15 protein-coding genes are annotated in these 12737 nt (G+C 59.7%); 10 read left to right on the top strand and 5 right to left on the bottom strand.

Annotated elements, in window-relative coordinates; translation table 11 throughout:
* The first annotated feature begins 127 nt into the window (after positions 1–127).
* Complete coding sequence (locus ACA048_RS11945; protein WP_497629290.1) at positions 128–979, top strand: CAP domain-containing protein; 852 nt, start codon at positions 128–130, stop codon at positions 977–979.
* Positions 980–1010: 31 nt separating this feature from the next.
* Here the strand turns inward: ACA048_RS11945 and ACA048_RS11940 are convergent, their stop codons facing one another.
* Positions 1011–1247 (bottom strand): hypothetical protein, encoded by a 237-nt coding sequence (locus ACA048_RS11940; RefSeq protein ID WP_477791104.1) that lies wholly within the window; start codon positions 1245–1247, stop codon positions 1011–1013.
* A gap of 202 nt (positions 1248–1449) precedes the next feature.
* On the opposite strand from ACA048_RS11940, the gene ACA048_RS11935 reads away from it, so the two are divergent.
* Both ACA048_RS11935 and yghX read left to right on the top strand, forming a co-directional pair.
* Complete coding sequence (locus ACA048_RS11935) at positions 1450–3213, top strand: L-lactate permease (RefSeq protein WP_497629289.1); 1764 nt, start codon at positions 1450–1452, stop codon at positions 3211–3213.
* A 102-nt stretch (positions 3214–3315) separates the two neighbouring features.
* Positions 3316–4203, top strand: coding sequence for a YghX family hydrolase (yghX, locus tag ACA048_RS11930; protein ID WP_497629288.1), 888 nt, complete (start codon positions 3316–3318; stop codon positions 4201–4203).
* A 198-nt stretch (positions 4204–4401) separates the two neighbouring features.
* On the opposite strand, the gene ACA048_RS11925 is transcribed toward yghX, so the two are convergent.
* Positions 4402–5190 (bottom strand): DeoR/GlpR family DNA-binding transcription regulator, encoded by a 789-nt coding sequence (locus ACA048_RS11925; protein WP_497629287.1) that lies wholly within the window; start codon positions 5188–5190, stop codon positions 4402–4404.
* 112 nt (positions 5191–5302) lie between these two features.
* Between ACA048_RS11925 and ACA048_RS11920 the strand changes: the two genes are divergently transcribed.
* Positions 5303–6184, top strand: a complete 882-nt coding sequence (locus ACA048_RS11920; protein WP_497629286.1) for a serine hydrolase domain-containing protein — start codon at positions 5303–5305, stop codon at positions 6182–6184.
* A gap of 39 nt (positions 6185–6223) precedes the next feature.
* Here the strand turns inward: ACA048_RS11920 and ACA048_RS11915 are convergent, their stop codons facing one another.
* Positions 6224–6892: an ATPase gene (locus ACA048_RS11915; protein ID WP_497629285.1), complete on the bottom strand. Its 669-nt coding sequence runs from the start codon at positions 6890–6892 to the stop codon at positions 6224–6226.
* A gap of 112 nt (positions 6893–7004) precedes the next feature.
* On the opposite strand from ACA048_RS11915, the gene ACA048_RS11910 reads away from it, so the two are divergent.
* The 4 genes from ACA048_RS11910 to ACA048_RS11895 all read left to right on the top strand — a co-directional run bounded on the left by ACA048_RS11910 (position 7005) and on the right by ACA048_RS11895 (position 9675).
* Entirely contained in the window at positions 7005–7292 is a 288-nt protein-coding gene (locus ACA048_RS11910; RefSeq protein ID WP_497629284.1) for a hypothetical protein, read from the top strand.
* Positions 7293–7350: 58 nt separating this feature from the next.
* Complete coding sequence (locus ACA048_RS11905; protein WP_497629283.1) at positions 7351–8259, top strand: alpha/beta fold hydrolase; 909 nt, start codon at positions 7351–7353, stop codon at positions 8257–8259.
* Between the two features lie 206 nt (positions 8260–8465).
* A complete protein-coding gene (locus ACA048_RS11900) occupies positions 8466–8714 on the top strand; it encodes a hypothetical protein (RefSeq protein WP_497629282.1) in 249 nt (82 codons plus the stop codon).
* Positions 8715–8934: 220 nt separating this feature from the next.
* On the top strand, positions 8935–9675 hold the full coding sequence (locus ACA048_RS11895; RefSeq protein WP_497629281.1) for a hypothetical protein: 741 nt from the start codon (positions 8935–8937) through the stop codon (positions 9673–9675).
* Positions 9676–9714: 39 nt separating this feature from the next.
* Here ACA048_RS11895 and ACA048_RS11890 read toward each other — a convergent pair whose 3' ends face one another.
* Positions 9715–10518 (bottom strand): hypothetical protein, encoded by an 804-nt coding sequence (locus tag ACA048_RS11890; RefSeq protein WP_497629280.1) that lies wholly within the window; start codon positions 10516–10518, stop codon positions 9715–9717.
* Positions 10519–10708: 190 nt separating this feature from the next.
* Positions 10709–10909: a YbdD/YjiX family protein gene (locus tag ACA048_RS11885; RefSeq protein ID WP_497629278.1), complete on the bottom strand. Its 201-nt coding sequence runs from the start codon at positions 10907–10909 to the stop codon at positions 10709–10711.
* A gap of 252 nt (positions 10910–11161) precedes the next feature.
* Here ACA048_RS11885 and ACA048_RS11880 point away from each other — a divergent pair, with 252 nt between their 5' ends.
* Entirely contained in the window at positions 11162–11767 is a 606-nt protein-coding gene (locus ACA048_RS11880) for an SCO family protein (protein ID WP_497629277.1), read from the top strand.
* Positions 11767–12240: a copper chaperone PCu(A)C gene (locus ACA048_RS11875; protein ID WP_497629276.1), complete on the top strand. Its 474-nt coding sequence runs from the start codon at positions 11767–11769 to the stop codon at positions 12238–12240. Before ACA048_RS11880 ends, ACA048_RS11875 begins: the two co-directional genes overlap by 1 nt.
* Positions 12241–12737: the final 497 nt, after the last annotated feature.

The following is a 12737-nucleotide window of genomic DNA, read 5'->3' as shown; positions in this document are numbered from 1 at the left end:
CTGGGAGGCATCGGCTTAGTGTAGTAGCCAAATCATGTCAGCTACTGAATCACAAACTGCAAAAAGCCATTGCCTTATACGGGGGGAGTTCGCGCATCATGGGCGCAGTCCGTCCAAGGGGGTTTTCATGCACGTCTTATCATCCGCTATGCGCTTAGCAGGGTTGTCGCTGGGTCTGGTGCTTGCCACTACGGCCATGGCGTCCGAAGAAACGCAGCTGACCGACTCGATCAACGCCTTTCGCAGCCTGGCGCAGCGTTGCGCCGGTCAGGTCTCGCCGGAGTTGCCACCGCTGAACAGCGATCCGCGTCTGGTATTGCCAGCCAGCGGACCGGTCGACTTGCAGCAGGCCATGGTGCGTGCGTCGTATCCGATGTTCAATGTGCAAGCGATTACCCTGACCGGCCCGCGTGATGCGCAAGCGGCGATGATGGCGGTGCAGGAAAGCTTCTGCCAGGTCGTGCTGGACCCTAAATTCATCGACATCGGTGTCAGCCGCCAAGGCAGCGATTGGCGTATTGTGCTCGCCCGTCCCCTGTTGCCCGCGCGCCAGGGCGATGCCGCCGCCGAAGGCCAGAAGCTGTTGGTCGAGCTCAACGCCGCACGCACCCAACCCCGCCAGTGCGGCGGCCAAGCATTTGCCGCGACCACACCGTTGGCCTGGAACACCCTATTGGCGTCGGCCGCCGAAACCCACTCCAGGGCCATGGCCAACGGCAACTTCTTTGATCACAAGGACCGCGACGGTCGCACGCCGGGTGACCGCGCGGAACTGGCGGGTTACAACTTTCAGCAGATCGGCGAGAACATTGCCGCCGGGCAAGACACCGTGCGCAAGGTGGTTGACGGCTGGCTGGCCAGCCCCGGTCATTGCGCCAACCTGATGAATCCACAGTTCCATGAGCTCGGCGCAGCTTACGCGGTGGATCCGAAGAGCGATGCGGGGATCTACTGGACGGCCATGTTCGGTACGCAATAGGCGTGATGGTCAGAGCGGTGATGCGCCGCTCTTACAACGTTTGCTGACTGTTGCCGACGGTTTTGGCTTTTTCGATGGCCCAGTCCATCGCCGCCTCCATGTCCAGCAGGTGCGGGGACGGATGGTGGTCCTCTTCAATCACAGAGCCGTCCGGCCGGTACACACCGATCAGCATTTTCAAGGAGCCGTCTTTCAGTATTTCGGCTGTGACCTTGATCGAGCATCCGTTGGAAAGCGTCTCCTTGTGTTCCTCATGGCGTTCAGTCATCGCTGTCTCCCTCTCGTGGTGAATGGATCGGGTCAGTCATCCTTTCTGAGCGTAGTAGAAGTTCGCCCGGGATCATTGCCCGACACGGCACCTTTCAACGGTGACGAACCTCCCCGAGTCAGCGGCGTAATGCCACCTATACTCCTTTCCACCAACCCCGCCCGGGGCCTGCACTACCGACAATAAAAAGCAGAGGTGGAACATGGTTTGGCAGCAAGTCTACGATCCCTTCGGTAATCCGGTCATTTCAACCCTCATGGCCGCCGTGCCGGTGGTGGTGATGCTGGCCTCCCTGGCGTTTTTCCACATCAAGGCGCACATTGCGGCGTTGCTCGCACTGGCGTCTGCCTTGCTGATCGCGATCCTTGCTTTCGGCATGCCGGCGAACATGGCCGGCTCGGCGGCGTTATTCGGCGCTGCCAACGGCTTGCTGCCGATTGGCTGGATCGTACTCAACATCATCTTCCTGCACCGACTGACTACCGAGAACGGCTCGTTCAAAGTGTTACAGGATTCCCTGGCGCGCATCACCGACGACCGACGCCTGCAATTGCTGCTGATCGCCTTCTGCTTCGGTGCGTTTTTTGAAGGCGCGGCCGGCTTCGGCACGCCGGTGGCGGTGACCGGTGCGATCCTGATCGGGCTCGGCTTTTCGCCTCTGGCCGCCTCCGGCCTGGCCTTGATCGCCAATACCGCGCCTGTTGCGTTCGGCGCGCTGGGCACACCGATCATTACCCTGGCCAAAGTGACCGGGCTGGATGAAATGGAGCTGTCGATGATGGTTGGTCGCCAGCTGCCCTTCTTCTCGGTACTCGTGCCGTTCTGGTTGATCTGGGCCTTCGCCGGCTGGCGCAAAATGCTGGAAATCTGGCCGGCGATCCTCGTGGCCGGGGTCAGCTTCGCGGTACCGCAATTCCTGGTGTCCAACTACCACGGCCCGATGCTCGTGGACGTGATCGCCGCACTGATTTCCATGGCCTGCCTGACGGGTTTCCTCAGGGTCTGGAAACCCGCTACGGTGCACACCTCCGCCGCCTTGACCGGGCGCGTCGACACCTCGAAAATCGACGAGGAGCATCAGCACACAACCGCGGCCAGCGCGACCTTTTCCAATGAAGCCAAACCGGCGGTCATGCGCGCCTGGATGCCGTGGATCATCCTCACGGTCTTCGTTTTCGCCAGGGGCACACAGAGCTTCAAAAACATGTTCGATACCCGCCCGGCGATCGATCCGGCAACCAGCTCGGCCAAACTCGACCCGCAAGGCAAACCGATGCGCGAAGCAAACCCGATCTTCGCCCCGATCGTGACCTTTACCACCCTGCACCAGCAGATTGAAAAAGTACCGCCAGTGGTACCTGCGCCTAAAACCGAGGACGCGATCTACAAATTCACCTGGTTCACCGCCACCGGCAGCGGCATCTTGCTGTCAGCCATCCTCGGCGGGCTGCTGATGGGCTACTCGATTCCGCAACTGGTACACCAATACCTGCGAACGCTGTGGGTGGTGCGCTACTCGCTGATCACTATTGTCGCGATGCTGGCCTTGGGTTACCTCACGCGCTACTCAGGACTGGACGCCACCATGGGCCTGGCCTTCGCCGCGACCGGTATTTTCTATCCCATGTTCGGCACTCTCCTCGGCTGGCTCGGCGTGGCCTTGACCGGCTCCGACACGGCCTCCAACGTGCTGTTCGGCGGCTTGCAACGGGTGACCGCCGAACAACTGGGGATCAGCCCGGTGCTGATGGCGGCGGCGAACAGTTCTGGCGGGGTCATGGGCAAAATGGTCGACGCGCAGTCGATTGTGGTGGCGTCCACGGCGACACGCTGGTACGGGCATGAAGGGGAAATTTTGCGGTATGTATTCTTCCACTCGATTGTGCTGGCGATTCTGGTCGGTGGGTTGGTGACGTTGCAGGCGTATGTGGCGCCGTTCAGTCACATGGTGGTGGGTGGGCATTAGTCCGCACGTCCCACTGCTTGCCACAACCCGGACGAATTGTCCGGGTTGTGTGCCAAACGCTGCTTTACTGGATTAAGTCTTGAACAAACGGGAAGCGCCCCGATGGAACGTCTCACCGCCAAAGATTTCGCCCCCGAACTGCTCGAACTCTACGATTACTACGTCCATGGCAAGATCAACCGGCGAGAGTTTCTCGATCGCGCAGCGTTGTTCGCCCTGGGCGGTTTGACCGCCAGCGCCCTGCTCACGTCCCTGAGCCCCAACTATGCGCTCGCCGAGCAAGTCGAATTTACTGACCCGGACATCATCGCCGAGTACATCACCTACCCCTCACCCAAGGGCCACGGCAATGTGCGCGGCTATCTGGTGCGCCCGGCCAAAGCCACCGGCAAAGTGCCGGCGGTGGTGGTGGTGCATGAAAACCGCGGGCTTAATCCTTACATCGAAGACGTCGCCCGACGCGTCGCCAAAGCCGGGTTCATCGCCCTCGCCCCTGACGGTCTGAGCTCGGTCGGTGGCTATCCCGGCAACGATGACAAGGGCCGCGAGCTACAGGCGAAGGTCGATCCCGAAAAGCTCATGAATGATTTTTTCGCTGCCATCGAATGGCTATCTAAAAATGACGCGACCACAGGAAAAATCGGCATCACCGGCTTCTGCTACGGCGGGGGGGTCTCCAACGCGGCGGCCGTGGCGTATCCGGAACTGGCGGCGGCCGTGCCTTTTTATGGACGCCAGCCAAAAGCTGAAGATGTGGCCAGGATCCAGGCGCCCTTGCTGCTGCATTACGGCGAGCTGGACAAGGGCATCAATGATGGATGGCCAGCGTACGAATCAGCGTTGAAAGCCGCCGGCAAAACCTATGAGGCCTATATTTATCCGGGCACCAACCATGGTTTTCATAACGACTCGACGCCTCGCTACGATGAAGCTGCCGCCAAACTGGCGTGGGACCGCACGATCGCGTGGTTCCGCAAGTATCTGGTTTAGGGGGCGCGCTGTAAGCGCAGGCAGCAGGTATCAATTCCGTCGATCATTCACATCACGAAGCCGAATTTTTTATTTTCCTCCGGCGTATTCAAGATGGCGACTTCTCGAATACGTCGGAGACACCTTCATGAACCTGAATTTTGCCTTTGCCTGCTTCATCGTCGTGTCGTTTGCGATTGCGCTGGGGCATGGTTGAGTTCAGGCGTCTACCTGAACCACCTCAATACCCAACCGCTGATAATCCTCAACGTTGCCCGACGCCACCTGTTGCTCGGTGATCAGCGTGTGGATGCGATTGCACGGTGCGACAACGAACGGCTCCACCGCGCCCAGTTTGTCCGCCGTGGTCACGGCCACTACGTGCGACGCGTTGTCGATCATCGCCTGCTTCACCGGCACCTCATCGAAATGCAGTGAGCTGATGCCGACTTCCGGGTGAATCGCGCAGATGCCGATGAACAGCAGATCAGCCTTGATGCCCTCGATCAGGCGAAGGGTTTCATGCCCGCTGGCCGACATCGTCGCACGATTGAGTTGCCCACCGGCCAGGATCACTTTGATGCCTGTGTACTCGGCCAAGGCGATAGCGATCATTGGCGACGCGGTAATGGCCGTGATGGCAATGTCCGAGGGCAGTGACCGCGCGATCTGCAGCGTTGTGCTGCCTGAGTCGAACATCACAATCTGGCCATCCTGCACCCGGCGCGCGGCAAGTTGGGCCAACAGCGTTTTTACCTCATCGGTTTCACCGACCCGGGTGAAGAAATCCTTGCCCGTGTCTTTAGGTCGCGGCAACGCGCCGCCATGCACCCGTTGCACCAACCCTGCGGTCGCGAGTTCGGACAGGTCGCGGCGAATGGTGTCTTCGGAAACGGCGAAATGCTGACTCAGCTCGGAGGCCATGACCTTGCCGTCGCGCTCAAGGAGCAGGAGGATTTTTTGCCGGCGCACCGAAGGTAGCTCGGCTGTGGCGTGCTGATCGTGCATGTTTATGCCTGATAATGCGGGTTTGTGCGAGATTAGCCAAACCGCCGATAAAACACAATTGGGCGTTTCTGGCACACTTCCACGGCACCTTCGTCCAGAGCAGCCATCACCCATGCTTTTCGCCCTTGTCTCAAACGGTTCACCGCTCACGCCTGCACAACCTGATGTGACGGTTCCCTGGTGGAGTTTTACCAAGACCGTGCTCTGCGCCGCCGCCCTGTCGCTGGTGCGTGATGGCCTGGTCGATCTGGACGATACGCTGCCGGAAGGACCGTTCACCCTGCGCCAAGTGCTGCGGCATGAAGCCGGGTTGGCGGATTATGGGGAGTTGGCGCAGTACCACACCGCCGTGGCGCGCAACGAAACGCCGTGGCCCGCCGATGACATGTTGCGACGCCTGGAGGCGACCCGATTACGCTACGCACCCGGCGACGGCTGGCGGTATTCGAACGTGGGTTACCTATATGTGGCCAGGTTCATCGAGCGCCTGACCGGTCTTGCGCTGGAAGAGGCGCTGACCCGACTGGTTTTTTCACCCCTCGGTTTGTCACGTGTACGCCTGGCCACGACGCGAGCCGATCTGGAGGGCGTGACCATGGGCGCCGCGCAAGCGTACGACCCGGGTTGGGTTTATCACGGCCTGCTGGTTGGCCCGCTGGATGAAGCCGCGCTGTGTCTGGATCGTCTACTGGCCGGCCAGACCCTGCCGCCGTCGTTACTGCGGGAGATGCAAACGGTTCGTTCGCTTGGCGGGCCGATCACCGGGCGTCCGTGGGTTGCGCCGGGTTACGCGCTGGGCCTGATGCAAGGCACGGTCGAGGGTGGACTGGTTTTGAGTGGACACACCGGCGGCGGACCGGGCAGCGTGATCGCCGTCTATCGCTGCACGACAGGCGATAACGTCGCGACGTGCGCGGTGTTTGCTGAAAGTGGTGCTGAAGGGGGGATCGAGGCAGAGGCCGTGAAGCGCTTGATGAACGCGGCCATTCAATAACCCCCCGTTATCTTTGATTTCGCACGCCGACCGCCGACGTCAGTTACTCGCCACCTGCGCCACGTTGCCCGAGGTCACCAACGCCTTCAGCGAAGCATCAAATTTTTTCAGCGCGCTCACTTGCAACTCGGTTTGCTGGTCGATTTGCGCAGCAATCTCCGGCGCCGCTTTGCCATGCACCCAGACCGAAGGCATTTGCTGTGCGCGTGAGCCTTCGGCCTGGCCAATGTACTGCAGGTTTGCATCGTAGAACTTGGCCATGAAACGCGCTTCGACCTGATTATTGCGCTTGGACACCAGACGGCTGTAGGTGTCCAGCATCACCACCACATCGGGATGGGCTTGCACCAGCGCGTCGAGGCTGTCGTAGACGGTCACCGAGCCAAACTCTTTTTGCAGAGAGCCCTTGAGCCAGTTGATCGCAAGCTTCGGATCGGAGCTGTTGACGAACGCGTTGCTGATTCGCGAATCCAACTGAGGATTCTTCGCGCCGTTCACCGCAACCGCATGGTACTGCTCAAGGTATTGGAGGGTGTTGAGGGTATTTTCGCTGTAGAGCACGCCCACCGATTGGGCATGCTGCAGGCGGATTCCGCTGTCGGCAATCGGCAGGAGGTGACAAGACGGATCAGCCGCGTAAGCCGGCACGGTGGCGGCGACGCTGCCGGTGAAAACGGCGACAAAAGCCAGCAAGGTAGACATTCTCATCGCACAGGTTCCTTCAAAGGCGAATTCGGTATTTGGCTATCCTCCTCCCATGGCGAAAAAACAGAACTTGCATTCCTTGATGGTCATTATTGATTAAACCAATGGTTGCGCGATGAGCCTGGGTCTACGCTGTTCGGACGCCCCTTTTTCCCTGTCGCCCGTGGAGCCCACCTGTTACCAACCGGAATGGGACGAGAACCTGGCGCGGGCCTATGAGAAGTCATTCTCCGAAGAAGAACTGGCATCGCTCGTCGCTGATGGGCCCGCCTCGCAATACGTGGAAAAAGTAAATGCCCAGCAAGCCACCGTCGGGGGTGAGATGCGCTCAACGTCGGAGCCGATTGTGGTGGCGCTGGTGACGGAGGCGCTGAAGGCGACCATGGAAAAACGCGTGCCGTAAAGCGGTCTACGCTGCTTCAGGTACGCCACTTCCCACGCGTACCTTGGGAGAGACCGCCATGCTGCGCACCCTGCTGACCGCTTCATTACTGCTAGCACTCAGTCTCCCGGCACAGGCCGGGGTCACGCCGTTCCCCGCCGCTTTTCATACTCAAGACATCACAGTCGAGGGCGTCAAAATCCATGTGCGCGTTGGCGGCAAGGGGCCTGCCGTGGTGATGTTGCATGGTTTCGGCGATACCGGCGACATGTGGGCGCCACTGGCGGCTGATCTGGCCAAGGACCACACCGTAGTGGTGCCGGACTTGCGCGGCCTTGGGCTGTCGTCGATCCCGGAGAGCGGCTACGACAAGAAGACCCAGGCGGGTGACATCCGTGGCGTGTTGGCCGCATTGGGGATCGAACATTCGGTGGTCATCGGCCATGACATCGGCACCATGGTCGCCTTCGCTTACGCCTCGCGTTATCCGCAGCTGACGGATCGCCTGGTGGTGATGGACGCGCCGGTGCCCGGCATCCCGCCCTGGAACGATATCGTCCGCTCACCGATGCTTTGGCACTTCGACTTTGGCGGGCCGGACGCCGAGCGCCTGGTGGCGGGCCGTGAACGCATCTACCTGGACCGGTTCTGGAACGAGTTCGCCGGTGACCGCAGCAAAGTCGATGAAGCTACCCGTCAGCATTACGCCAAGCTCTATGCCCGCCCCGGTGTGATGCACGCGGCCTTCGCCCAGTTCCGCAGCATTCGTCAGGACGCCGTGGACAACGAGGCCTCGATGAAGACGCGACTGACGATGCCAGTACTGGCTATCGGCGGTGAAAAATCCTTTGGGGCCAATGAAGCGATCGTGATGCGCAACGCGGCGGACAACGTCACCGAAGTGGTGATCCCAGGTGCCGGTCACTGGCTGATGGAGGAAGCGCCGACGCCGACCATTCAGGCGATTCGCGATTTCATTGCGCAGTGACGCGAGTGCTGGGGAATGCGCGCCAACGTCGGTTGATACGCCGCTGTTACGTGGCTGATTCCGGCGGTATCCCCGCTGTTACCTTACCGACCGTGTTGTCACTTCTGCGGGGCCTGGCCGGCCAATAGAGTAGTGCCTTCGGTGTGCAGTCTCGGACTTTCGGCCCGGCTGCCCGCCGATCCCCCCATCACGGAAGAGGTGACACCATGAGTTTCGTCATTGTTGAGAAGAACCAGAGCAGCGTCCCGTCGGAAGCCGATCTGAAAAAGGCCATGGTCGAGTCCGGCGGTAAACCGGGTGAAGTGACCGGAACCAATGCCAGCCGAAAAATGACCTACAGCGGCCTGGTCAATCACACGGTGTTCGAGAACAAGCTGATCGAGGTTGCCAAGGGTAAACGCACCAGCTGGAACTTCACCTTTGCTGACGCAACAGTGAGTGCGCCGGCGCACTGAGGCCACGGCGGGGCGGTCGAAGGGCCGCCCCGCTGCCCCATCGCTTGATACTCCGCCGTTACACACGCTGTTACCTGCCCGGCTGGAACCGTGTTGATGAGCCTCTGACTGTAACGCCAAGACACTTCGCCGCCCTGCACCGCCCGCCTACAGTGAAGCCGTCAATGAGCTCAAAGGGCCATTGACTGCCCGACACACCACACCAAGGAATAGGGAAACCATGAGCAAATCCATTGCAGTAAGTGAGCATCAACAAAAACTTCATGACAACGTGCAGGCCGCCGTCAAATCGCTGCTGGCCGCTCCAACGGCCTTGAAAAGCACTGACTACAGCAAGGTCCTGACGTCGACTCTGGCGGCTACTCAAAAGTCGGTCAAAATCCAGATCGCCGCCGGCGACCTGACCACGCTTAAGCAATCAGGCTACAAGTTGTGTTTCGCCAAGAAGGTCGGTAACGAAGCCTTCAACGTGGTCTGGCAGTCCTATGTTCAATACCTGAGCAACAACACCTTCAGCTGGACCCCGCAGTATCAGCTATTCGGTTCCAACTCGTTCCAGGCCAACGTGCAAGTGGAAGTCTCGACCAACATAGTCACAATTGGTCTGGGTCAACAGTCGGTGCTCGACAATTCGGGGTTGATGGGTCCGGCGACGAGCGGCGGCCCTGACACGGCGATCACCCTGATCAACAATTACGGCAATATCCACCCTGGCGTCAGCCAATTGTCCACCGGCATCGATGGCAAGCAGGTCAGCACCCCGATCTACGTTGCCTCCAATCCAGTGGTCCTCGGCTCCACGGCGCTGACCCCGATCGAAACCCTATTGGTGTGGTTCGAACAGAACGTGCAGACCAGCACCATGTTCAGCACCTCGCGCTCTCAATCCGTCGAAATCGACCTGACTTTCGACAACAATGCCACCCGCCTCTACTCCGGAGGCAGCTGGACCGTCGTGTAAAACCTGCATCCGGGGCAACCTTGCGGTTGCCCCGTCTACTCAAGCGCCACCGCCGCCCCGGGCGAAATACCCGGTCAGGGACTGGCAGATGGACTCCGCCAGATCTTCCTGAGTGGCGATGCCGTAAGGTCGATTGCGATCAAACTGTTCTGACCAGCGAATCCGCCCCTGAGCGACATCAATCAGGCGCACCGAGGCCCGGACCCGGGTCGATTCAACCCGTACGCTACCCTCCAGTGAATAATTGCCGCGCCCGACCCGCACAAGGTCCGAGGCTTTTACGCTATTGCGCGGCACCTTCATCAACACGTGGTTGCCATGGCTTTGCGTCTGCTCGAACGACTCGAACAGCCGGCAGCTCAGCTCTTCACACAAGCCCCGGGCAAAGTCATCGCCGTCGCGGGTGATGCAGGTAAACGGCTGAATCTGCAACACCGGATGGCGCGTCGCGATCACTTTGGGCCGGAGTCGTTGATAAGCAAGCCGATAGCACCCGGCCGGAATGCTCAGGCGTACCGGGTCTTGCTGACCGGTGGTGGTGTAATGGGTCGCGAGTTTGCGTCGCAGCCGCCCCACCTGCACGCGCACCACCGGATCGTCGCCGGTGCAGTAAATCGCGGGATCACGGTGAAACACCGCCAGGCCGATAGCGTGCTCGGTGAGCGCAATGCTCGGAGATTGAAGGTCATGCTCGAGCAGATAGCGCAGCAGATCGCCCATCCGCCGGGACTTGGCAAACACCGGGCTGGACAACAGCTGCGCCAGCACCCGCTCCATTTCTTCACGATCAAGTGGCTCGGGGACACCTTCGGCACTCGAATTGCTTACGTGCTTGATCACCATTGCCTGCCTCCGTGCAGGATACCGACAATCGCTCGCCACCTCTTTTGAAGTGGAATTGATACTGAAGTCGTACTCCTTGACCCTGTGCAACGCCCACGCCCGGGAAGGCTCGGACGCTGCAACGTCGAAGCTTAGCAGTCGAAAGGCGATAGCGAGGACATTGTGCTGATCGCGGCGTTCACAGACGCGTTCAGCAGCAACGCGTCGTGCATTGCTTGCCGCCGTAGCGGGCCTCCTGACGCTCACGAATAAACATCGAGTAGCTCAAGACCGGCTGGTCCGGGTGTTTGAGCGCCATTTGCGCGACGTAGTTGTCGTAGTCGGGGACGCCAACCATCAAACGCGCGCACTGACTGAGGAATCGGGCGGCTTGCTGCAATTTGCGGTACATGGCAATGCTCTCATTGTGGTGTTGGACAGCCCCATGAGACCGCACTCATGTATCTGCAATGTGTCCGCGCGCGATTGGACTTCCCTTCTCTTCTGATCCGTATTTTTTGTGCCCTGCCTGCCCCTGTACCGAAACTGCCCCTCGTCTCACAATGAATGACGCAGGGCCACAGTTTGTTAATATCCACGCGCTTTTTTCGTTTGATTCATCAGCCGCCACAGATTTCACGTCGCTACACAGGATTTCCCCTCCATGAGTACGTTGTATACCCGTCGCACTGTCCTGCGCGGCATGAGCCTGTTGAGCCTCGGCCTGCTGGCCGGCTGCGATGACAGCAGCAAACTGTCGTTCAAACACGGCAAGGACCTCAGTGACAAGATCATGGGCCGTACCTTCAAGCTTAAAGATGCCGATGGCGAAACCCGGATGCTGACCAGCTATCGCGGGATGATGCCGATGGTTTTCTTCGGCTTCACCCAATGCCCGGCCGTATGCCCGACCACATTGGCACGTGCCGCCCAAGCGAAAAAACTGATGGGCCGCGACGGGGAAAAGCTGCAAGTGATCTTCATCACCCTGGACCCGGAACGCGACACGCCGCAGATGCTCGACAAATACGTCAAATCCTTCGACCCGACGTTCGAGGCGCTGCACGGCACGCTCGAAGAAACCGCCGCCACCGCTAAGGAATTCGGCGTGTTCTTCGAAAAAGTCCCGAACGGTGACAGCTACACCCTCTCCCACACCGCGACCAGTTACGTCTTCGACTCCCGGGGCACTTTGCGCCTGGGACTGTCCGCGTCCCTTACCGCCCAAGAGTGCGCAGAAGACCTGCTCACCGTCATGGAGGTCTGCTAATGACTGCAACATCCTTCCAACGCATCAAACAATTGGCCCTGGGCCTGTCGCTGATTGGCCTGGCCTTCCAGGCCTCGGCGCAAACCGAAGTCCACGACGCCTGGGTCCGCGCGACCGTTGCCGACCAACCGTCCACCGGCGCCTTCATGACCCTGCAAGCCGACAGCGACAGCACCCTGCTGAGCGTTCAGTCCCCGGTGGCTAAAACGGTACAGATGCACCAAATGAGCATGAAAGACGATGTGATGAAAATGGGAATGGTCGAGTCCGTCGCGCTGCCGGCAGGCAAGCCTGTGAACTTCGATCCCCATGGCTACCACGTGATGCTGATTGACCTGACGGCTCAGGTTAAGGAAGGCGATAAAGTCCCGCTGACCCTGACCGTGAAAAACGCCAAGGGTGAACAGGAAATTATCGAAGTACAGGCCGAGGCTCGGGCACTTGGCATGATGGATCACAGCAAGATGCATTAAGGCGTTGGGTTTCGTCGCGGTTCGAACGCCGTCGTAACATCCCGCCAGACCCGCCGCCCTGGCGGGTCTAAACGCTCTGCCGGTCAGGCTGATGTGGCCATGAGTGAACACCTGAGCAAACTCGGCGTGCCGCACCTGTAAAGGATGTCTCCGGTTTCGGTTTATACCTTTGCAACCCAATCCCCCTGTGCGAGCCTGATCGCGAAGAGGCCCTGACCGTCAACATCAATTGAACTGCCAACTCTGAATCGCGAGCACCCCACCCCGCTCACGTCTCACAGTGGATCGTGGTGATCGTGTTTGTTCCACTGATTGGGGTCATGGCATGGGCATTGGCTGGACCGAAACACACCGAACACATCCGCATTCGCCGCAGGCCGGACAATGATATGGGCGTGTGTGCGGTAAAGATTTTTGGACTGCGCCATTTGAAGCACAAAGCCCTGATGATTCGGGACTTTGTCGTTTCTGGCCATCCCGCTCCGCCCAGGGCTATT

The organism is Pseudomonas sp. LBUM1659 (assembly GCF_059716045.1).
The sequence above is the reverse complement of the archived record's forward strand: the minus strand, read 5'-3'. Positions and strand labels throughout refer to the sequence as shown.

Bases quoted from the DNA above. Each gene is read 5' to 3' on its own strand.
- ACA048_RS11945 (WP_497629290.1), top strand. From the start codon at position 128: ATGCACGTCTTATCATCCGCTATGCGCTTAGCAGGGTTGTCGCTGGGT.
- ACA048_RS11940 (WP_477791104.1), bottom strand. From the start codon at position 1,247: ATGACTGAACGCCATGAGGAACACAAGGAGACGCTTTCCAACGGATGC.
- ACA048_RS11935 (WP_497629289.1), top strand. From the start codon at position 1,450: ATGGTTTGGCAGCAAGTCTACGATCCCTTCGGTAATCCGGTCATTTCA.
- yghX (WP_497629288.1), top strand. From the start codon at position 3,316: ATGGAACGTCTCACCGCCAAAGATTTCGCCCCCGAACTGCTCGAACTC.
- ACA048_RS11925 (WP_497629287.1), bottom strand. From the start codon at position 5,190: ATGCACGATCAGCACGCCACAGCCGAGCTACCTTCGGTGCGCCGGCAA.
- ACA048_RS11920 (WP_497629286.1), top strand. From the start codon at position 5,303: ATGCTTTTCGCCCTTGTCTCAAACGGTTCACCGCTCACGCCTGCACAA.
- ACA048_RS11915 (WP_497629285.1), bottom strand. From the start codon at position 6,892: ATGAGAATGTCTACCTTGCTGGCTTTTGTCGCCGTTTTCACCGGCAGC.
- ACA048_RS11910 (WP_497629284.1), top strand. From the start codon at position 7,005: ATGAGCCTGGGTCTACGCTGTTCGGACGCCCCTTTTTCCCTGTCGCCC.
- ACA048_RS11905 (WP_497629283.1), top strand. From the start codon at position 7,351: ATGCTGCGCACCCTGCTGACCGCTTCATTACTGCTAGCACTCAGTCTC.
- ACA048_RS11900 (WP_497629282.1), top strand. From the start codon at position 8,466: ATGAGTTTCGTCATTGTTGAGAAGAACCAGAGCAGCGTCCCGTCGGAA.
- ACA048_RS11895 (WP_497629281.1), top strand. From the start codon at position 8,935: ATGAGCAAATCCATTGCAGTAAGTGAGCATCAACAAAAACTTCATGAC.
- ACA048_RS11890 (WP_497629280.1), bottom strand. From the start codon at position 10,518: ATGGTGATCAAGCACGTAAGCAATTCGAGTGCCGAAGGTGTCCCCGAG.
- ACA048_RS11885 (WP_497629278.1), bottom strand. From the start codon at position 10,909: ATGTACCGCAAATTGCAGCAAGCCGCCCGATTCCTCAGTCAGTGCGCG.
- ACA048_RS11880 (WP_497629277.1), top strand. From the start codon at position 11,162: ATGAGTACGTTGTATACCCGTCGCACTGTCCTGCGCGGCATGAGCCTG.
- ACA048_RS11875 (WP_497629276.1), top strand. From the start codon at position 11,767: ATGACTGCAACATCCTTCCAACGCATCAAACAATTGGCCCTGGGCCTG.